This window comes from Streptomyces sp. NPDC002784 (assembly GCF_053592135.1).
Map to the genome: position 1 here is coordinate 1 of NZ_JBSFVD010000007.1, position 20,333 is coordinate 20,333.

Consider the following 20,333-nt stretch of genomic DNA (forward strand, 5'->3'; position numbering starts at 1 on the left):
GCCGATGGTACTGCAGGGGGGACCCTGTGGGAGAGTAGGACGCCGCCGAACAAATTGTGAGAGAACCCCCGTACCGTTTATTCGGTACGGGGGTTCTCTGCGTTTAGCCGTGCTTTCAGTTGCACCCAACCCGCTCAGAGGCGTCCTGCGGTCTTCAGCGCCAGATAGGCGTCTGCCAAAGCGGGGGCCAATTCGTCCGGGGTCGCGTCGACCACTGTGACGCCGTGACGACGGAGCTGGTCCGCTGTGCGGTGGCGTTCGTTCTGGGCCTGCGCCGCAGCTGCTGCCTCGTAGACGGAATCGGTGTTGCCTCGGGCTTTGGCCATGCGGGCGACGTACGGGTCTGCCACGGACGCCACGAGGACGGTGTGGCGCTGGGTCAGTTGAGCGAGTACCGGGAGCAGGCCCTCTTCGATCGGGGCCGCGTCGAGGCTCGTGAACAGGACGATGAGGGCGTGCCGGGGAGCTGTACGGAGTGCTGTGGCGGTCAAGCCGCGGGCGTCCGTTTCGACGAGTTCGGGTTCCAGTGTCGCCATGGCGTTGACCAGGGACGGCAGGACGTCGCCGGCCGTTCGGCCCTGGACCAGGGCGCGTACCCGGCGGTCGTAGGCGAGGAGGTCCACGCGGTCGCCGGCGCGGGAGGCCAGGGCCGCCAGGAGGAGTGCCGCGTCCATGGAGGCGTCGAGACGTGGGGCGTCGCCCACGCGGCCGGCTGAGGTGCGGCCGGTGTCGAGGGCCAGGAGGATGTGTCGGTCGCGCTCGGGGCGCCAGGTGCGTACGGCGACCGCGGACTGTCTGGCCGTAGCGCGCCAGTCGATGGAGCGGGTGTCGTCGCCGGGGACGTACTCGCGGAGGCTGTCGAATTCTGTGCCTGCGCCGCGGGTGAGGACGCTGGTGCGGCCGTCGAGTTCGCGGAGGCGGGCGAGCTTGGACGGGAGGTGCTTGCGGCTGGTGAAGGGGGGCAGCACACGTACCGTCCAGGGGACCTTGTGGGTGCCCTGTCGGGTGAAGAGGCCGAGGGGGCCGTAGGAGCGGATGGTCACGCGGTCCGCCTGGCGGTCGCCGCGGCGGGTGGGACGTAGACGCGTGGTGAGGCGTCGGCGTTCGCCGGGCGGGACCGTCAGGTGGTGGCGGGAGGCCTCGATCTCCGTGCCGGGCTGCCAGCTGCTCGGCGGCCACGCGTCGCGCAGGTGGGCGCGCAGGGGGCGGCCGGAGGGGTTGGTGACGGTGAGCGTCACGTCGGCGGTTTCGCCGAGGCGTGCGGAGGTGTCGCCGGAACGGGTCAGGCCGAGACGGCGTACGGGGGCGGCCAGGGCGAAGTCGCAGGCGCAGGCCACCGCGAGTGGGGCGTTGACGGCCAGGATGCCCGTCCAGCTGGGTTCCCAGATGCCGACGGGGAGGGAGCCCAGGGCTGCGAGGAGCGCGGCGCGTCCGGTGAGTGCCATCAGCGGGGGACGGGGACGTGGGTGAGGATCGCGTTGATGACGGAGTCCGCCGTCACGCCTTCCATTTCCGCTTCTGGGCGGAGTTGCACGCGGTGCCGGAGGGTGGGCAGGGCAAGCGCTTTCACGTCGTCGGGGGTGACGTAGTCACGGCCGGTGAGCCATGCCCACGCGCGGGCGGTGGCGAGGAGGGCCGTCGCACCGCGCGGGGAGACGCCGAGGGTGAGGGACGGCGATTCGCGGGTGGCGCGGCAGATGTCGACGACGTAGGCCGTGATGTCGGGGGAGACCGTCGTCTTGGCCACGGCCGCGCGGGCGGCTTCGAGGTCGGCGGGGCCGGCTACGGGGCGTACGCCGGCGGCGCGCAGGTCGCGTGGGTTGAAGCCCTCGGCGTGGCGGGTGAGGACGGCGATCTCGTCCTGGCGGGAGGGCAGGGGGATCGTGAGCTTGAGGAGGAAGCGGTCCAGTTGGGCCTCGGGGAGGGGGTAGGTGCCCTCGTACTCGACCGGGTTCTGGGTGGCCGCGACCAGGAAGGGCTCGGGGAGCGGGCGGGGGGTGCCGTCCACGGTGACCTGGCGTTCCTCCATGGCTTCGAGGAGGGACGACTGGGTCTTGGGGGGCGTGCGGTTGATCTCGTCCGCGAGGAGGAGGTTGGTGAAGACCGGGCCGGGCTGGAAGGAGAACTGCGCGGTGCGGGTGTCGTAGACCAGGGAGCCGGTCACGTCGCTCGGCATGAGGTCGGGGGTGAACTGGACACGCTTGGTGTCGAGTTCGAGTGCGGATGCGAGGGCGCGGACGAGCAACGTTTTGGCCACCCCAGGGACTCCTTCGAGGAGAACGTGTCCGCGGCAGAGGAGGGCGACGACGAGGCCGGTGACAGCGGGGTCCTGGCCGACCACGGCTTTGGCGATCTCGGCGCGCAGGGCTTCCAGGGATGCCCGGGAATCGGGCCGGTCCCCGCTCTGCCCGGCGTTGTCAGTGGTCGGGTCCATCATGGACGGCGTACCTCACTTTCGAGGGCGTCGAGTTGGTCGGCGAGGGAGATGAGGGCTGCGTCGTCGCCGGGCGGCGGGCCGAAGAGGAGGTTGTGCAGGGGCTGTCCGTCGCCGCGGAGGTGGGCGGACAGGGCGGGGAGCAGGGCCTCGGGTGCGTGCGCCTGGGTGACGGGGACGCCTACGAGGGGGGCGAGGCGGGTGCGGGTGGTGGAGCGAAGAGCGGCGGCTGCGCGGTCGCGGGCGTCGGCCTTGCGGTAGAGGCGGGCGCGGCCTTCGACGGTCTCGGAGGCGCGGATCGCCACGGGGAGTTTCTCGGGCACGAGGGGGCCCAGTCGGCGTGCCCTCCAGAGGGCGGCCAGGGCTGCCGCGATGAAGAGCTGGAGGGTGCCCCAGAGCCAGCCCGAGGGGAGCAGGTCGAAGAAGTCGCGCTCACCTTCGGGGCTGGCGGCGGTGGCGTCGGAGAGCGAGGGGAGGTACCAGACCAGATGGGGGCGGGAGCCGAGGAGTTGGAGGGCGAGCGAGGCGTTGCCCTGCTCGTCGAGGTGGTCGTTGTAGAGGATGTCGGGCGCGCCGAGGACCACGGTGTCGCCGTCCCCGGAAGAGCTGGGGAGGCGCAGGAGGGTGGCCAGGCGCTCGCTCGGGTAGCAGGAGTCTGCCTGGAGGTGGGTGGTGGTGTAGCGGATGCCGCCGGTGTCGGCGGCGCCGGCGCGCCGGGCCTCGGGGAGGTCGCAGTCGGGCTGGAGGGTGGAGTCCAGGCTCTTGGCGGGGTCGGCGACGACGTCGGGGGCGAGCCGTTCGACGGACCGGCCGCCGGGGGCGACGAGGAGCGTGCGGCCGTCGCTGTCGGCGATCGTGGAGTGCAGCGCAGTCTGTTGACGCTCGGTCAGCAGGTCGGGGACGGCCACCAGGAGGGTGGTGTCCGGGCCCGTCGCGGCGCGTGCCTGGTCGAGAGTGGTGACCACGCGCGTGGACACGCCTCGGTCGGCGAGGAGTTCGGCGACGGCGCGGCTGCCCTGGGCGTCGGCGGAGCGTGGGTCGAGGGTGCCGTGCCGGGCGTCGGAGCGGACCACCGCGAGGGCGACGGCGCCCACCAGAAGGATGACGAGGGCGAGGGCGATGCCTCGCGCGCGGGTCCACACCTGGCGGGCGGTGGGGGAGACCGAGGTGGAGGGGAGCGTGGCCTCGGTGGTCACTGGGCGGCTCCCTGGCGGGCGTGGGGGGCCGTGCTGTGGGCGCTGCTGGTGGTGAGCCGGGGCTTGGTGCGCTCCAGGTCGTGGTCGAGTTCGGTGATGCGCCGGTACGACGGCTCGGTCGCGGCTCGGCCGCCGTATGTGACGTCGTCGAAGTCCCGTGCCGCGGTGCGCAGTCGGTCGGTGTGGTCGGGCAGGGCTCGGCCGGCTTCGGCGGCTGCCTCGTCGGCGGTGCGGCCGGGGCGGGCATCGAGGAGGGCGCGTTCCTCCAGCGCGCGGACGATGGCCCGCATGCGTTCCTGGACGGCCTGGTTCCAGTGGCCCTGGGCGGCGTGTGCTTCGGCGGCGGCGCGGTGTTCGGCGGCGCTGCGGGGGCGGTCGTCGAACAGGGCGGCGGCGGAGGCGGGTTCGCGGCGCGGGGTGCCCAGGCGCCACCACAGGGCGCCCAGGACGGCGAGTACGGCCAGGATGACGACGACCAGGCCGAGCGGGCCTCCGGGGGTCACGGCCGAGACGCTGCTGAACAGGTCGTCGACCCAGCCCCAGAAGGCGTCGAGGGCGCGTTGGAACAGGCCGGGTTCGTTCTCGTGGTACATCCGCTTGGACAGCTCGCGCCGCGCGGCCTCCCGGGCGGGGTCGCGCGGGATCGTCACCGGTGGTTCGTCGCCGGAGCGCGCGCGTGACAGCGCGTCCCCGACATGCAGGGACATCCGTACGGCGCCGCGCGGCAGGGCCGGCGCCGCGGTGAGAACTCCCCCCGCCAGGCTCACCGATTCAGCTCCCCGGGGTGTCGGATCCGTAGCCCTGGACGCCGGCGGCGCGGGCCAGTTCGAGGTCGAGAGCCTCGCGGCGGATGCGCTGGTCGATGTAGAGGAGCACGGTGACGCCCGCGGAGATCGGGAAGGTGATCATGGAGCCGATCACCGAGCCGATGCCGCTGACGATGAGGTACGTCCAGCCGAGGTCACCGCCGCTGCTGTCGAGGAGGCCGCTGCCGCTGTCGCCGCTGAAGGCGTCGGCCAGGAAGGCGAACGGAATGGCGATGATCGACGCGAGGATGCTCGCGATGAGCATGGCCAGCAGCTGGATGCCGAAGATCCGCCACCAGGAGCCGCGGACCAGCTTCACGGAGCGGCTCATCGACTTCACGATGCTCTGCTTCTCCAGCATCAGCGCCGGCGAGGCGAGGGAGAAGCGCAGCATCAGCCAGATCGCGACGACGATGGCGCACAGGCTGCCCAGGGCGGTGAGTGCGGCGCCCGCTTCACCGGCGCCCGTGGCGGCCACCAGGATGCCCGGCAGGACGCCCACGGCGACGATGCCGAAGGCGATGAGCACCAGCAGGAAGATCAGCCCGAAGAGCCTGGCGATCTGCGGGCGGGCATCGGTCCAGGCCTCGCCGATGGTCACCGACTTGCCGAGGACGGCGCTGCTGGTGACGGTGGTGAGCAGGGCGGTCGCCACGATCGTGCCGATCAGGGAGATCACGGAGATGACGCCGTAGCTGAGCATGGCGTCGCCCATGGCGCGGCTGAGCTCGCTGAAGGTGGCGCTGGGGTCGTTGAGGGCGTCGGTGTCGATGCGGTCGTTCAGGAAGAAGCCTTGGAGCAGCACGACGACGATCTCGGTGAGGACCGCGATGGTGAGGGCGATGCCGAGCACCGTGCGCCAGTAGGCGCGCATGGTGGAGACGGCGCCGTCGAGGATCTCACCGACGCCGAGCGGGCGCAGCGGGATGACGCCGGGCTTGGCCGCGGGCGGGGGGCCGCCCCAACCGCCGCCCCAGGAGCCGTGTCCGCCGGGGCCTGCGTAGCCTCCGTGGCCGCCGCCGGGGCCGGCCGGGGGGCGGTTGCCCCAGCCCGGGCCGGGGGGCGGGGGCGGCGGGGTCTGTTCCGGGGCCGCGGGGCCGGTGGGTGCGGACCACTGGGCCGGTGGCGGCTGCTCCTTGGACCACTTCGGGCCGGAGTCCTGCGGCTGCGGGCCGGACTGGTCCGCGGGCTGCTCGGATTCCGGTCGGTCGGCGGGCCGGTCAGGGCCGGACGTGGGCTCCTGTCCGTCGGACGGGGCGGATCCGGGCGAGGCCCAGCCCGGAGTGTCGTTCATCGTCGCTCCTTCACGGTGCCCGTCCGCGGGTCGCGGCGGCAGGTTGGCAGCCATCGTGCCATGGGGTGGTCATCCGGGGACCGGCCAAGGTATGGGCTGCACACCTTCAATTGTCCGCCGGATAACGGGCAGACTGACCGCATGGCTGATCAGCACGCGCAATCCGGCGAGGACAAGCGGCCGACCCAGATACCGGTGATCCGGTGGGAGGAGCCGCCCGAAGGCCCCGTACTGGTCCTTCTCGACCAGACGAGACTGCCCGCAGAGGAGGTCGAACTGGTCTGTACGGATGCGCCGGTGCTGGTGGAGGCGATCCGCTCGCTCGCCGTGCGCGGGGCGCCGCTGCTCGGGATCGCGGGGGCGTACGGTGTCGCGCTGGCCGCCGTTCGCGGCTTCGACGTGGACGACGCGGCGGACGCGCTCGCGGGCGCCCGTCCCACCGCGGTGAATCTCGCCGTCGGGGTGCGCCGGGCGCAGGCCGCGCACCGGGCCGAGCTGGCCCGGAGCGGTGATTCGGGGAAGGCGGCCGAGGCGGCGCTGGCCGCGGCGCGGAAGCTGCACGAGGAGGACGCCGACGCCAGTGCGCGGATGGCCGAGCGGGGGCTGGCCCTGCTGGACGAGCTGCTGCCCGGCGGCGGGCACCGGATCCTCACCCACTGCAACACCGGGTCGCTGGTGTCCGGCGGGGAGGGCACGGCGTTCGCGGTGGCGCTGGCCGCGCATCGGGCGGGGCAGCTGCGGCGGCTGTGGGTGGACGAGACGCGTCCGCTGTTGCAGGGTGCCCGGCTGACGGCGTACGAGGCGGCGCGCAGCGGGATGGCGTACACCTTGCTGACGGACAACGCTGCGGGGTCGCTGTTCGCGGCCGGTGAGGTGGACGCCGTACTGATCGGGGCGGACCGGATCGCCGCCGACGGGTCGGTGGCGAACAAGGTGGGGAGTTATCCGCTCGCGGTGCTGGCGCGGTACCACCATGTGCCGTTCATCGTGGTGGCTCCGGTGACGACGGTGGACCCGGAGACGCCCGACGGGGCTTCCATCGAGGTGGAGCAGCGGGGCGGGTACGAGGTGACCGAGCTGACCGCGCCGCAGGTGCCGCTGACGGGGCCGGGCGGCGGGATACCGGTGGCGCCGCTGGGGACGCAGGCGTACAACCCGGCCTTCGACGTGACGCCGCCGGAGTTGGTGACGGCGATCGTGACCGAAGAGGGTGTGGTGTCGCCGGTGACCGCCGAGGCGCTGGCCGAGGTGTGTGCCAAGTCGCGGGAGGTGACGATCGGCTAGGCCGGGCCGGATCGCCGGGCCGCGATGTGCGGCGGCCCGGCGGGGTCGGTCTTCGGTCAGCGGCCCGAGTGGTCGATCACGTTGCCGGCGGAGCAGTTGTTCACGTGGTCGCCCATCCAGTCGCCGAGGAGGGGCACGACGGCCATCTCCTGGAGGCAGACCGCTGCTGCCGTGAAGTTTCCGTTGCTCGCCGCGTTGAGGGCGTTGCCCAAGTCCTCGCCGGTGTCGGCGTGGGCGGGGGCGGTCAGGGCCAGGGTGGCCGCGGTCAGGACAGCAGTCGTGATGATCTTGCGCATGTGCAGGGGAACGACTGGGATCATCGCCGGGCACGGCCCGCTCCGGGGGTGTCACCCGGGCGCCGGGCGGGGCCAGGGCAGACAGTGACGGCTCGGTACGACTATCGTCACAGGCCAGTGACCCTTCTCACCAGCGCCCCGGTCACTGTTACGAGAATGGGATGATGTCGTTTATGAAGGGACGAGTCCTTGTCGTCGACGACGACACCGCACTGGCCGAGATGCTCGGCATCGTGTTGCGTGGTGAAGGTTTCGAGCCGTCTTTCGTAGCCGACGGCGACAAGGCGCTGGCCGCTTTCCGTGAGACCAAGCCCGATCTGGTGCTGCTCGATCTGATGCTGCCCGGAAGGGACGGCATCGAGGTCTGCCGTCTGATCCGGGCGGAGTCGGGCGTGCCGATCGTCATGCTCACGGCCAAGAGCGACACCGTCGATGTCGTCGTGGGCCTGGAGTCGGGCGCGGACGACTACATCGTGAAGCCGTTCAAGCCGAAGGAGCTGGTCGCCCGGATCCGGGCGCGGCTGCGGCGGTCGGAGGAGCCGGCGCCGGAGCAGCTCTCCATCGGCGATCTGGTCATCGACGTGGCCGGTCACTCCGTGAAGCGGGACGGGCAGTCGATCGCGCTCACCCCGCTGGAGTTCGACCTGCTGGTCGCGCTCGCGCGCAAGCCGTGGCAGGTGTTCACCCGCGAGGTCCTGCTGGAGCAGGTGTGGGGTTACCGGCACGCCGCCGACACCCGGCTGGTCAACGTTCATGTGCAGCGGCTGCGTTCCAAGGTCGAGAAGGACCCGGAGCGGCCGGAGATCGTGGTGACCGTCCGTGGTGTCGGTTACAAGGCGGGACCGAGCTGACATGTCCGGTGACAGTGCCGCTTCGGCGCCCGGCCGGTCCGGGGCTCGCGGGGGGCGGCCTGTCGGCCGGGGGACGGCAGGCTCCCGTTGGCGACGGTTCCTGGAGGGCGGATTGCTCCAGGGCGGTGTCCAGGGCAGCCCGGTCCTTCGGTTGTTCATGCGCTGGGTGCGCCGGCCGCTGCTGCCCGTCATGCGGCTGTGGCGGCGCAACATCCAGCTCAAGGTGGTCGTCACGACCCTGCTGATGTCGCTGGGCGTGGTCCTGCTGCTGGGCTTCGTGGTCATCGGGCAGGTGCGCAACGGCTTGCTGGACGCCAAGGTGAAGGCCTCGCAGAGCCAGGCCACCGGCGGTTTCTCCGCGGCCAAGACCACGGCCGACGAGACGGGGGCGGCCGGGCCCGGCGACGACGGCACCGCGACGGACGGCCGTTTGGACCAGAACGTCATCCAGTGGATGAGCGACCTGGTGGAGCAGCTCTCCAGCGGCGGCCAGGGCGCCTTCGAAGTGGTGACACTCCCCGCGGGCGGGGACAGCGGCGGCGGGCGCGGTCCGCGCGCCTCCAACTACGTCGACCCGACCGCGAGCGTGCCCGAGAACCTGCGCGAGCGCATCGACAGCAGCACCGCGGCGGCCCAGAGCTACACGCGCATCATCTACAACGCCGACAAGGAGTCCCAGCCGGCCCTCGTCATCGGCAAGCAGGTCAACGACCCCAACGGCGACCCCTACCAGCTCTACTACCTCTTCCCGCTGACGCAGGAGGAGAAGTCGCTGAGCCTGGTCAAGGGCACGCTGGCGACCGCCGGGCTCTTCGTCGTCGTACTCCTCGGAGCCATCGCCTGGCTGGTCGTGCGGCAGGTGGTCACGCCGGTGCGGATGGCGGCCGGGATCGCCGAGCGGCTGTCCGCCGGGCGGCTGCAGGAGCGGATGAAGGTCACCGGCGAGGACGACATCGCGCGGCTCGGTGAGGCCTTCAACAAGATGGCGCAGAACCTCCAGCTGAAGATCCAGCAGCTGGAGGACCTGTCGCGGATGCAGCGGCGGTTCGTCTCGGACGTGTCGCACGAGCTGCGGACGCCGCTGACGACCGTACGGATGGCCGCCGATGTGATCCATGAGGCGCGGGAGGACTTCGATCCGGTGACCGCGCGGTCGGCGGAACTGCTCGCCGATCAGCTGGACCGCTTCGAGTCGCTGCTCGCGGATCTGCTGGAGATCAGCCGGTTCGACGCGGGGGCGGCGGCGCTGGAGGCCGAGCCGATCGATCTGCGCGAGGTCGTGCGGCGGGTGGTCAGCGGGGCCGAGCCGCTCGCGGAGCGCAAGGGCACGACGATCCGGGTGGTGGGCGACCAGCAGCCCGTCGTCGCCGAGGCGGACGCCCGGCGGGTGGAACGGGTCCTGCGCAATCTCGTGGTCAACGCCGTGGAGCACGGTGAGGGCCGGGACGTCGTCGTCAAGCTCGCCTCGGCGGGCGGGGCGGTCGCGGTCGCGGTGCGCGACTACGGCGTCGGACTCAAGCCCGGCGAGGCCACGCGCGTGTTCAGCCGTTTCTGGCGGGCCGACCCGGCACGCGCGCGTACCACCGGCGGAACGGGTCTGGGGCTGTCCATCGCCCTGGAGGACGCCCGGCTGCACGGCGGCTGGCTCCAGGCCTGGGGCGAGCCGGGCGGCGGCTCGCAGTTCCGGCTGACGCTGCCGCGGACCGCGGACGAGCCGCTGCGGGGCTCCCCGATACCGCTGGAGCCGAAGGACTCGCGCCGCAACCGGGGCCTGGACGACGCCGGTCTCCCGCGCGGGGAGAAGAGCGCGACCGTGCCGGCACAGCAGACCGGTGACCAGGCGTCCGCGATGACGTCACGGGACCCGATAGCCCAGCGGCTGAACGGAGCGGCCCCCACGGCCGATCCGACGGCGCTGCCGGGCAATGGCGCGCGCGTGGTGCCCCGGCCCGCGTCGGGGCCGCGACGACAGGACGACGCGCCCGCCGGTGAGAGGGCGCGCGGCGAGGACGCCGGGCCGCCCGAGGGCCCGAGCAGGCAAGGGGAGGCATTCCGTGGGCGCTGACCGCGAGGGGGGCGCCCGGCGCAGACCGGGGCGCGCGGCGGCGTACGCCGCCTGTGGCGCCGTACTGCTGGCGGGGTGCGCCTCGATGCCCGACAGCGGGGATCTGAGCGGGGTGGACTCCACCGCGCGGCAGGACACCCAGGTGCGGGTCTTCGCGATGCCGCCCTCGGAGGACGCCACGCCCACCCAGCTCGTCCAGGGTTTCCTGGAGGCGCTGACCAGCGACGATCCGAACTATGAGATCGCCAGCCAGTATCTGACCGAGGACGCGGCGAAGACCTGGCGGCCCAAGACCGGCACGACGGTCCTCGCGGACGGTCCGGACGCCTTCGAGCTGCCCAGGTCGCGGGGGCGGGATGAGACCGGGGAGACCTCGTTCGCGTTGAGCGGCACCAAGGTCGCCACGGTGGACGAGCAGCAGTCGTACGCCCCGGCGGACGGGGTGTACGAGTCGCTGCTGCATCTCACCCAGGATCCGAAGACCAAGCAGTGGCGCATCGGCAAGCTGCCCCAGGGTGTCGTCATGGGACAGGGCGACTTCGAGCGCAACTACACGTCGGTCAACAAGTACTACTTCGCCTCCAACACCGTGGCCGGCGGCAGTGGCCAGACGGCGGCGGTCGCCGATCCCGTCTACGTCCGTGCGCGCGTCGATCCGATGAAGCAGATGGTGCGTTCCCTGCTGAACGGGCCCACCACCTGGCTCAGCCCCGTGGTCAGGACGAGCTTTCCCACCGGGACCGCGCTGCAGAAGGGCGTCACCACGCTGACGCCCGACGAGCAGAACAAGCTGACCGTGCCGCTCAACGACCGGGCGGCCCGGGTCGGCCTGAGCAAGTGCACCGAGATGGCCGCCCAGCTCCTGTTCACCCTGCGCAGCCTCACTCCGTCGCTGGAGGAGGTCGAGCTGGAGTCGGGCGGCAAGCAGTTGTGCTCGCTCGCCGAGGAGGCATCCGCGGGCGCTGCCGCGCGCGGGTCCACCGAGGACGTGGAGTACCTGTACTACGTCGACGACGAGCACCGGCTGGTGCGGATGGCGGCGGCCGAGGACGGCGCCCGGACGCCGGATCCGGTCCCCGGCGCGCTGGGCGAGGGGAACACACAGCTGCGGTCCGCGGCGGTCTCGCGGGACGAGCACATGGCGGCCGGGGTCGGTGTCGAGGGCAAGGAGCTGTACGTCGGCTCCCTGGTGTCCGGGGCGTCGCTCGGGGAGCCCGTGCTGCGCAGTACCGGCAAGACGGCCGAGGACCGGCTGACGACGCCGAGCTGGGACTCCCGGCACGACCTGTGGGTCGCCGACCGCAACCCCGAGGAGCCCCGACTGCTCCTGCTGGAGAACGGCGCGGGCGAGCCGCTCGAGGTGCAGACCCCGGGTCTCGACGGGCGCATCGAGTCGGTACGGGTGGCCGCGGACGGGGTGCGCATCGCGCTCGTCGTGGCGAAGGGCGACACGTCCGCCCTGCTCATCGGGCGGATCGAGCGCGAGAACAAGCCGGGCGAGGACCGGCCGGTCGTGACGGTGCAGGAACTGCGGTCCGCGACGCCGGAGTTGGAGGAGGTCACCACCGTGTCGTGGGCGGGTGACAGCCGGCTCGTGGTGGTCGGGCGCGAGCAGGACGGCGTGCAGACGGTGCGGTACGTCCAGGTCGACGGATCCACTCCGGAGGGGCCGGCCCCCGCCGCGCTGACCGGCGTGGAGGAGATCGCCGCGGCGGAGGACGACCGGTTGCCGCTGGTGGCGTACTCGGAGGACGGCATCGTGCGCCTGCAGGCCGGAGCACAGTGGCAGAAGGTCGTGACGGACGGGACCGCGCCGGTTTATCCGGGGTGAGTGCCCGTCCGAGGGTGCAGGACGGCCGCTTCCGACGGAGGCGGCCGTTTTCCTTTCCCGAAAGGCTCTGCGCGCCCTTCGGGAGGCGCTTTCCCGGCCCGGCGAGGTCACCGTCCGGAGTTATCCACAGGTGGTTATCCACAGGGGTGGCCGGTGGGCGCCCCGGGTTGGCACAGTGGTGGGCATGCGGGGGTGGTGGCGGGACCTCACCGATCTGGTGCTGCCGGCCGAGTGCGGAGGCTGCGGAAGGCCTCGTACGGTGCTCTGCCCGGAGTGCCGTACGGCCCTGAGCGGGGCCGCACCGCGCCGGGTGCGACCGGTGCCGGAGCCGCCCGGGCTGCCCTTGGCGCACGCCGCGGCACCCTACGTCGACGAGGTGCGTGCCGCCCTGCTGGCCCACAAGGAGCGGGGCGCGCTGGCTCTGGCGGCGCCGCTCGGCGTGGCGCTGGCGGGAGCCGTGCGGGCGGGGCTCCTGGTGGGCCGGCAGGGCGGCAGGGGCGCGCCGGTGCTGCTGGTGCCCGTGCCGTCGGCGCGGCGGGCCGTGCGGGCGCGGGGGCATGACCCGGCGCGGCGGATCGCGCTCGCCGCGGCGGCCGAGCTGCGGCGGACCGGGACCCCCGCGCGGGTGCTCGCCGTGCTGCGGCAGCGGCGCGCCGTGGCCGATCAGTCGGGGCTCAACTCCCGGCAGCGGATGGACAATCTGGCGGGCGCGCTACGGGTGGCGCCCGGTGGTGAGCGGCTGCTGGGCAGTGGCTCGGTGGTGCTCGTCGACGACTTGATGACGACCGGTGCCTCCTTGGCGGAGGCGGCGCGGGCGGTACGGGAAGGGGCGGCGGACCTGCGGACGGGGGCGGACGGGGCGGTGCGGCCGGCTCGCCGTGGTGATGAGGCGAACGCGGTGTGCGGAGCGGTAACTCGGGAAGACAGAGGGGAACGGAGGACGGGAGTGAGGGCCGAGGCGGTGCGGATGCCCGGAGTGCCGGGCATGGCGGGCGGTATCCGCGCAGGTGACGTGCTGTGCGCGGCCGTCGTGGCGGCTCCACCGGATGCTTTCGAAATAAACCGGAACTGACTGTCTACTTGCGTCGTTGCAGGTAATGAGAAGAGCAATTCACCTGAACGGAGGTACGCCGCTGTAGAGGGTGACGACATCCGTCCGGGCGAGATATGTTCGGTTGTGAGAGAAAGGCGCAGGCCATCCCTCTCATACCTGAATGCCGGGCTGCGGGTTTTCCGTATTCACCCGAGCCGATGGGGTGGAGATCTTGCCCATGGGGGAGGAGGAGGTGGACGTCACCGAGTCCGAGGTTCCGGGAATCACCGGAGCCTGGTGCAAAAGGGAGATGCTCCGCCGCTGGAGCGGAGCGATCCGGGAACGGAGTTCTGCGTGGACATCGTCGTCAAGGGCCGCAAGACCGAGGTGCCCGAGCGGTTCCGCAAGCACGTGGCCGAGAAGCTGAAGCTGGAGAAGATCCAGAAGCTCGACGGCAAGGTGATCAGCCTCGACGTCGAGGTGTCCAAGGAGCCCAACCCCCGACAGGCCGACCGCAGTGACCGAGTGGAGATCACGCTCCGCTCCCGCGGTCCGGTGATCCGGGCGGAGGCAGCGGCCAGCGATCCGTACGCGGCGCTGGACCTGGCGGCGGAAAAGCTGGACGCGCGGCTGCGCAAGCAGCACGACAAGCGCTACTCGCGGCGGGGCGCGCGCCGGCTGACGGCGGCCGAGGTCCCCGACCACGTCCCGGACGCGGCGACGCTCAACGGGAACGGCACCTTCCAGGAGGAAGACTCGGACGGCGTTCCCGTCAAGAAGATCGGCTCGCTGGAAGTGAAGGGCGAGGGACCCCTCGTCGTTCGCGAGAAGACGCATGTCGCCTCCCCGATGACCCTGGACCAGGCCCTCTACGAGATGGAACTGGTCGGGCACGACTTCTACCTGTTCATCGATTCCGAGACCAAGGAACCGAGTGTCGTCTACCGACGGCACGCCTACGACTACGGCGTCATCCACCTCAACACCGACCCGATGGTCGCCGAGGGGGAGACCCAGGCGGCCGGTGGCACGCTGGGCGGCTGAGCCACCCGGTCAAGAAGCGAGCGGGTGCCCCTGGAGCGCGTGTGCGCCCCCAGGGGCACCGGTGTGCGACCACTTCGCGCCCCGCTCTGTCACCGCGCTGTCGTCCGAGCATGAAATCATGGCCGCACCGGCCCAACCGGTGGGCCGCTGCCTTGGGTTGGCGATGGCACCTGACCAGCCACAGCCTTCAGGGGGAGGAACGATGGCGGACACCTTCGGACCGATGCGGGACGAGGATGCCGACGCAAGTGTCGTCGGCATGGGCCCGGACGCGGGCTCTCCACGCAAGGAGCCGATCAGAGTCCTCGTCGTGGACGACCACGCCCTCTTCCGCCGTGGCCTGGAGATCGTGCTCGCGGCCGAGGAGGACATCCAGGTCGTCGGGGAGGCGGGCGACGGCGCCGAGGCGGTGGACAAGGCCGCCGACCTGCTGCCCGACATCGTGCTGATGGATGTGCGGATGCCGAAGCGGGGCGGGATCGAGGCCTGCACCTCCATCAAGGAGGTGGCCCCCAGCGCGAAGATCATCATGCTGACGATCAGCGACGAGGAGGCCGACCTCTACGACGCGATCAAGGCGGGCGCGACCGGATATCTCCTCAAGGAGATCTCCACCGACGAGGTCGCCACCGCCATCCGCGCGGTGGCCGACGGGCAGTCGCAGATCAGCCCGTCGATGGCGTCGAAGCTGCTCACCGAGTTCAAGTCGATGATCCAGCGCACGGACGAGCGCCGGCTGGTGCCGGCGCCGCGGCTGACCGACCGTGAGCTCGAAGTGCTCAAGCTGGTCGCCACGGGCATGAACAACCGCGACATCGCGAAGGAGTTGTTCATCTCCGAGAACACCGTGAAGAACCATGTGCGCAACATCCTGGAGAAGCTGCAGCTGCACTCCAGGATGGAGGCCGTGGTGTACGCGATGCGGGAGAAGATCCTCGAGATCCGGTAGGCGGGGTCAGCCCAGCAGCCCGCTGAGCGCGTGGGCGAGGGGCTCGCGCAGCTCCGGGGCGTCGACCCGCTCCACGCGTACGTCCGTGCAGTCCACCCAGCTCGCCGCCTCCACCAGGGCCTGGGCCACCCCCGGGACCGCCTTCGGGCCGTCCAGGGTGACCTGCTTGGCCACCAGCGTGCTTCCCTCGCGGGCCGGGTCCACGCGGCCGACGAGCCGGCCGCCCGCCAGCACCGGCATCGCGAAGTAGCCGTGGACGCGCTTCTGGCGGGGGACGTAGGCCTCCAGGCGGTGGGTGAAGCCGAAGATGCGCTCGGTGCGTGCCCGCTCCCAGATCAGGGAGTCGAACGGGGACAGCAGAGTCGTGCGGTGCCGCCCGCGGGGTGGAGCGGCCAGCGCCTCCGGGTCCGCCCAGGCGGGCTTGGCCCAGCCCTCGACGGTGACCGGGATCAGGCCGGAGTCCGCGATCACCGCGGCCACCTGCTCGCCCTTGAGGCGGTGGTAGTCGGCGATGTCCGCGCGGGTGCCGACGCCGAGGGACCGGCCGGCCAGCCGGACCAGGCGGCGCAGGCACTCGGTGTCGTCGAGTTCATCGTGCAGCAGGGCCTCCGGGATGGCGCGCTCCGCCAGGTCGTACACGCGCTTCCAGCCCCGGCGTTCCACGCAGACGACCTCGCCGTACATCAGGGCGCGCTCCACGGCGACCTTCGAGCCGGACCAGTCCCACCAGTCGCTGGTCTTCTTCGCGCCGCCCAACTCCGTGGCGGTGAGGGGGCCTTCGGTGGTGAGCTGCTTGATCACCTGGTCGTAGGCGCCGTCGGGGAGTTCATGGCCCCAGTGGGGACGGTTGCGGTAGGCGCGGCGGCGGAAGGCGAAGTGGGGCCACTCCTCCACCGGGAGGATGCAGGCGGCATGCGACCAGTACTCGAAGGCGTGCGTGTCCTTCCAGTAGGCGTCCTCGACGGTCTTGCGGCCCACCGCGCCCAGGCGGGCGTACGGGATGAGCTCGTGGGAGCGGGCCAGTACCGAGATGGTGTCGAGCTGGACCGCGCCCAGATGACGCAGGACGCCGCGGACGCCGGATCTGCGGTCGGGGGTGCCGAGCAGGCCCTGGGCGCGCAGGGCGATACGGCGGGCCTCGTCTGCCGAGACCTCGGTGCTGGGGCGCGGGGTCGTCATGGTTCGCACGATAGGGGGTGGCACTGACAGTGGGGGTGAGCCGGGGATTCGCTAGCTCCTCGCCGGCGCATACGGGGCCGTCGACGGCAGGCCCAGGTCCGACGGGAGGAGCGAGCCCACCCAGCAGTCCCGTCGTACGCCCTTGTTGTTGATCGCGGAGCGCAGGGTGCCCTCGATGGTGAAGCCGGTGCGCTCCGCCACCGCGCGGGAGGCGGTGTTGCCGACCTCGGCCCGCCACTCCAGGCGGTCGACGCAGGCCGCGGTGAAGGACCAGCGGGCGGCGGCCAGGACCGCCTCGCAGGTGTAGCCCTTGCCGCGGTGCTCCTTCGCCGTCCAGAAGCCGATCTCGGCCACCCCCAGGGCGCGCATCGTCAGGCCGAGCATGCCCGCCAGGTCCTCCCCGTCGGGGAGGAAGACACCGAAGGTGAACATGCTGCCGTCCGCCCAGCCGTCGGGGGCCAGTTGTTCGGTGAAGCTTCTGGCGTGCTCGGGGAGGTAGGGCGAGGGGATAGTCGTCCAGCGCTGGATGTCGGGGTCCTGGACGGCGCGGTACACGGCGTCGGTGTCGTACGGGCCGACCGTGCGCAGCAGGAGGCGGTCGGTGGTCAGCGTCACGGGGTCCATCGGGCGATTCTGCTCGCGGGCGGCCACGGACGCCAAGTATGTGCCGTGCGTGAGCGGGCGATCACAATTCACGTAATTCGTCGCACCGCACGGCACCATCCGCGGCGCCCGTCCGTTGTCCTTGTCGAAGAGATGTGAAGCAGCGGAAGGTCGCCGTCTCGGCAGGCCTCCCGGCGTGGCGGGGTCCTCGCATACGATGGCCGTTGCTCAGTCAAGTCAAATGGAAACCGACCGTCCCAGGCCCGACCGGCAAGGAGACCAACCCCCGTGTCCGTCCTCTCGAAGCTCATGCGTGCAGGCGAAGGCAAAATCCTGCGCAAGCTGCACCGCATCGCGGACCAGGTCAACTCCATCGAAGAGGACTTCGTCGACCTCTCCGACGCCGAGCTGCGGGCCCTCACCGAGGAGTACAAGCAGCGGTACGCCGACGGTGAGACTCTCGACGACCTCCTCCCCGAGGCCTTCGCCACCGTCCGCGAGGCCGCCAAGCGCGCCCTCGGCCAGCGTCACTACGACGTGCAGATCATGGGCGGCGCCGCCCTCCACCTCGGCTACGTGGCCGAGATGAAGACCGGTGAGGGCAAGACCCTCGTCGGCACCCTGCCCGCGTATCTGAACGCGCTGTCCGGCAAGGGCGTCCACCTCATCACGGTCAACGACTACCTGGCCGAGCGCGACTCCGAAATGATGGGCCGCGTCCACAAGTTCCTGGGCCTGAACGTGGGGTGCATCCTCGCCAACATGACGCCGGCCCAGCGTCGCGAGCAGTACAACTGCGACATCACGTACGGCACGAACAACGAGTTCGGCTTCGACTACCTGCGCGACAACATGGCGTGGTCCAAGGACGAACTCGTCCAGCGCGGCCACAACTTCGCCATCGTCGACGAGGTCGACTCCATCCTCGTCGACGAGGCCCGTACGCCGCTGATCATCTCCGGTCCGGCCGACCAGGCCACCAAGTGGTACGGCGACTTCGCCAAGCTGGTGACCCGCCTGAAGAGGGGCGAGCCGGGCAACCAGCTCAAGGGCATCGAGGAGACCGGCGACTACGAGGTCGACGAGAAGAAGCGCACCGTCGCGATCCACGAGTCCGGTGTCGCCAAGGTCGAGGACTGGCTGGGCATCGACAACCTCTACGAGTCGGTGAACACGCCTCTGGTGGGCTACCTGAACAACGCCATCAAGGCCAAGGAGCTCTTCAAGAAGGACAAGGACTACGTCGTCCTGGACGGCGAAGTCATGATCGTCGACGAGCACACCGGCCGTATCCTCGCCGGCCGCCGCTACAACGAGGGCATGCACCAGGCGATCGAGGCGAAGGAAGGGGTGGACATCAAGGACGAGAACCAGACGCTCGCCACGATCACCCTGCAGAACTTCTTCCGCCTCTACAAGCGCCACGACCACGACGGCAAGGAACAGCCGGGTCTGTGCGGCATGACCGGTACGGCGATGACCGAGGCCGCCGAGTTCCACCAGATCTACAAGCTCGGCGTGGTGCCGATCCCGACGAACCGGCCGATGATCCGCAAGGACCAGTCGGACCTGATCTACCGCACCGAGGTCGCGAAGTTCGAGGCGGTCGTCGACGACATCGTCGAGAAGCACGAGAAGGGCCAGCCGATCCTCGTCGGTACGACGTCGGTCGAGAAGTCCGAGTACCTCTCGCAGCAGCTCAGCAAGCGCGGTGTCCAGCACGAGGTGCTGAACGCCAAGCAGCACGACCGTGAGGCGATCATCGTCGCCCAGGCCGGCCGCAAGGGCGCCGTGACCGTGGCCACCAACATGGCCGGCCGTGGTACGGACATCAAGCTCGGCGGCAACCCCGAGGACCTCGCCGAGGCGGAGCTGCGTCAGCGCGGCCTCGACCCCGAGGAGCACATCGAGGAGTGGGCCGCGGCGCTGCCCGCCGCTCTGGAGCGGGCCGAGAAGGCCGTGCAGTCCGAGTTCGAGGAGGTCAAGGAGCTCGGCGGGCTCTACGTCCTCGGTACCGAGCGGCACGAGTCGCGCCGGATCGACAACCAGCTGCGCGGTCGTTCCGGCCGTCAGGGTGACCCGGGTGAGTCCCGCTTCTACCTGTCGCTGGGCGACGACCTGATGCGTCTGTTCAAGGCGCAGATGGTCGAGCGCGTGATGTCGATGGCGAACGTCCCGGACGACGTGCCGATCGAGAACAAGATGGTCACGCGCGCGATCGCGTCCGCGCAGTCGCAGGTCGAGCAGCAGAACTTCGAGACCCGTAAGAACGTTCTGAAGTACGACGAGGTCCTCAACCGCCAGCGTGAGGTCATCTACGGTGAGCGCCGCCGCGTCCTGGAGGGCGAGGACCTGCACGAGCAGGTGCAGCACTTCATGGACGACACGATCGACGCGTACGTCATGGCGGAGACCGCCGAGGGGTTCGCCGAGGAGTGGGACCTGGACCGGCTGTGGGGCGCCTTCAAGCAGCTCTACCCGGTGAAGATCACCGTCGACGAGCTGGAGGAGGCGGCCGGTGACCGGGCGGGTCTGACCGCCGAGTTCATCGCCGAGTCCATCAAGGACGACATCCACTCCCAGTACGCGGAGCGCGAGGCGCAGCTCGGTTCCGAGATCATGCGCGAACTGGAGCGCCGGGTCGTGCTGTCGGTGCTGGACCGCAAGTGGCGCGAGCACCTCTACGAGATGGACTACCTCCAGGAGGGCATCGGCCTGCGCGCGATGGCGCAGAAGGACCCGCTGGTCGAGTACCAGCGCGAGGGCTTCGACATGTTCACCGCCATGATGGAGGGCATCAAGGAGGAGTCCGTCGGCTACCTGTTCAACCTGGAGGTCCAGGTCGAGCAGCAGGTCGAGGAGGTCCCGGTCGAGGACGCCAAGCCGACGCTGGAGAAGGGCCCGCAGGACGCGGTTCCCGCGCAGGCGGGCGCGCGTCCGGAGATCCGCGCGAAGGGGCTCGACGCCCCTCAGCGGCGGAACCTGCACCTGTCCGCGCCGACCGTCGACGGCGCCGGTGGCACCGTCGAGCGGGAGTGGTCCGACGACGAGGAGCCGGTGCGCTCCGAGTCGGACGGCCTCACGCGCGCGGAGCGGCGCAAGCAGGCGCGGGGCGGACGGCGCCGTAAGAAGTAGGGGTTCCGAAGTACCCGCCGCGCCCGCAAGGGCGGGCAGCGGCGGTCGCGGAAGGGCCGGGTCACCGTTCGGGTGCCCGGCCCTTCGGCGTGAGGGCTTGCCGGGGTGGGCGGGCGGGCTGAGGGCCCGGGGTCCGGTGCCTGCGGCCCTCTGCCCGGTGCCTGCGGCCTCCGCCCGGGGACCTGGCCGCCTGGCGGCCTGCGGCCCGGGCCTGCGCCTGTGGCCTCGCAACCCTGGGCCTGCCGACTGTGTGGCCCTGCGGTCTGAGGGCCACCTGCCCGCCTGGCGCCCTGGGGGCCTGGGGGCCTGGGGGCCTGGGGGCCTGCTGGCCTA

General features: G+C 71.2%; 16 protein-coding genes. 8 read left to right on the forward strand and 8 right to left on the reverse strand.

Going from position 1 to position 20,333, the window contains the following annotated elements:
- Nucleotides 1-134 precede the first annotated feature (134 nt).
- From ACWD1Z_RS15505 to ACWD1Z_RS15525, 5 genes are read right to left on the reverse strand one after another with little or no spacing between them, the layout of a single operon-like run.
- Nucleotides 135-1,445, reverse strand: a complete 1,311-nt coding sequence (locus ACWD1Z_RS15505; RefSeq protein ID WP_451118941.1) for a DUF58 domain-containing protein — start codon at nucleotides 1,443-1,445, stop codon at nucleotides 135-137.
- A complete protein-coding gene (locus ACWD1Z_RS15510; RefSeq protein WP_451118942.1) occupies nucleotides 1,445-2,434 on the reverse strand; it encodes an AAA family ATPase in 990 nt (329 codons plus the stop codon). The genes ACWD1Z_RS15505 and ACWD1Z_RS15510 overlap by 1 nt, the downstream gene beginning before the upstream one ends.
- Nucleotides 2,434-3,630, reverse strand: a complete 1,197-nt coding sequence (locus tag ACWD1Z_RS15515; protein WP_451118944.1) for a DUF4350 domain-containing protein — start codon at nucleotides 3,628-3,630, stop codon at nucleotides 2,434-2,436. Before ACWD1Z_RS15515 ends, ACWD1Z_RS15510 begins: the two co-directional genes overlap by 1 nt.
- Complete coding sequence (locus tag ACWD1Z_RS15520) at nucleotides 3,627-4,397, reverse strand: DUF4129 domain-containing protein (RefSeq protein ID WP_451118945.1); 771 nt, start codon at nucleotides 4,395-4,397, stop codon at nucleotides 3,627-3,629. The genes ACWD1Z_RS15515 and ACWD1Z_RS15520 overlap by 4 nt, the downstream gene beginning before the upstream one ends.
- A gap of 4 nt (nucleotides 4,398-4,401) precedes the next feature.
- Entirely contained in the window at nucleotides 4,402-5,730 is a 1,329-nt protein-coding gene (locus ACWD1Z_RS15525; protein WP_451118947.1) for a hypothetical protein, read from the reverse strand.
- 141 nt (nucleotides 5,731-5,871) lie between these two features.
- Between ACWD1Z_RS15525 and mtnA the strand changes: the two genes are divergently transcribed.
- Nucleotides 5,872-7,014, forward strand: coding sequence for an S-methyl-5-thioribose-1-phosphate isomerase (gene mtnA, locus ACWD1Z_RS15530; RefSeq protein ID WP_451118948.1), 1,143 nt, complete (start codon nucleotides 5,872-5,874; stop codon nucleotides 7,012-7,014).
- 56 nt (nucleotides 7,015-7,070) lie between these two features.
- Here the strand turns inward: mtnA and ACWD1Z_RS15535 are convergent, their stop codons facing one another.
- Nucleotides 7,071-7,310, reverse strand: coding sequence for a hypothetical protein (locus ACWD1Z_RS15535; RefSeq protein WP_451118950.1), 240 nt, complete (start codon nucleotides 7,308-7,310; stop codon nucleotides 7,071-7,073).
- 161 nt (nucleotides 7,311-7,471) lie between these two features.
- Here ACWD1Z_RS15535 and mtrA point away from each other — a divergent pair, with 161 nt between their 5' ends.
- The 6 genes from mtrA (at nucleotide 7,472) to ACWD1Z_RS15565 (ending at nucleotide 15,083) form a co-directional block, all read left to right on the forward strand.
- Nucleotides 7,472-8,161 carry a two-component system response regulator MtrA gene (mtrA, locus tag ACWD1Z_RS15540; RefSeq protein ID WP_382919006.1) on the forward strand — a complete coding sequence of 230 codons (690 nt, stop codon included), beginning with the start codon at nucleotides 7,472-7,474 and terminating at the stop codon, nucleotides 8,159-8,161.
- 1 nt (nucleotide 8,162) lies between these two features.
- Entirely contained in the window at nucleotides 8,163-10,226 is a 2,064-nt protein-coding gene (mtrB, locus tag ACWD1Z_RS15545) for an MtrAB system histidine kinase MtrB (RefSeq protein ID WP_451118952.1), read from the forward strand.
- Nucleotides 10,216-12,057, forward strand: a complete 1,842-nt coding sequence (locus tag ACWD1Z_RS15550) for an LpqB family beta-propeller domain-containing protein (protein ID WP_451118954.1) — start codon at nucleotides 10,216-10,218, stop codon at nucleotides 12,055-12,057. The genes mtrB and ACWD1Z_RS15550 overlap by 11 nt, the downstream gene beginning before the upstream one ends.
- Nucleotides 12,058-12,241: 184 nt before the next feature.
- Complete coding sequence (locus ACWD1Z_RS15555) at nucleotides 12,242-13,129, forward strand: ComF family protein (protein ID WP_451118956.1); 888 nt, start codon at nucleotides 12,242-12,244, stop codon at nucleotides 13,127-13,129.
- Nucleotides 13,130-13,444: 315 nt separating this feature from the next.
- Nucleotides 13,445-14,134, forward strand: coding sequence for a ribosome hibernation-promoting factor, HPF/YfiA family (gene hpf / locus ACWD1Z_RS15560; RefSeq protein WP_451118957.1), 690 nt, complete (start codon nucleotides 13,445-13,447; stop codon nucleotides 14,132-14,134).
- A 202-nt stretch (nucleotides 14,135-14,336) separates the two neighbouring features.
- On the forward strand, nucleotides 14,337-15,083 hold the full coding sequence (locus tag ACWD1Z_RS15565) for a response regulator (protein WP_389415667.1): 747 nt from the start codon (nucleotides 14,337-14,339) through the stop codon (nucleotides 15,081-15,083).
- A 6-nt stretch (nucleotides 15,084-15,089) separates the two neighbouring features.
- On the opposite strand, the gene ACWD1Z_RS15570 is transcribed toward ACWD1Z_RS15565, so the two are convergent.
- Nucleotides 15,090-16,262, reverse strand: coding sequence for a winged helix-turn-helix domain-containing protein (locus ACWD1Z_RS15570; protein WP_451118959.1), 1,173 nt, complete (start codon nucleotides 16,260-16,262; stop codon nucleotides 15,090-15,092).
- Between the two features lie 51 nt (nucleotides 16,263-16,313).
- Nucleotides 16,314-16,886, reverse strand: a complete 573-nt coding sequence (locus ACWD1Z_RS15575) for a GNAT family N-acetyltransferase (protein ID WP_451118961.1) — start codon at nucleotides 16,884-16,886, stop codon at nucleotides 16,314-16,316.
- 267 nt (nucleotides 16,887-17,153) lie between these two features.
- Here ACWD1Z_RS15575 and secA point away from each other — a divergent pair, with 267 nt between their 5' ends.
- A complete protein-coding gene (secA, locus tag ACWD1Z_RS15580) occupies nucleotides 17,154-20,000 on the forward strand; it encodes a preprotein translocase subunit SecA (protein ID WP_451118963.1) in 2,847 nt (948 codons plus the stop codon).
- Nucleotides 20,001-20,333: the final 333 nt, after the last annotated feature.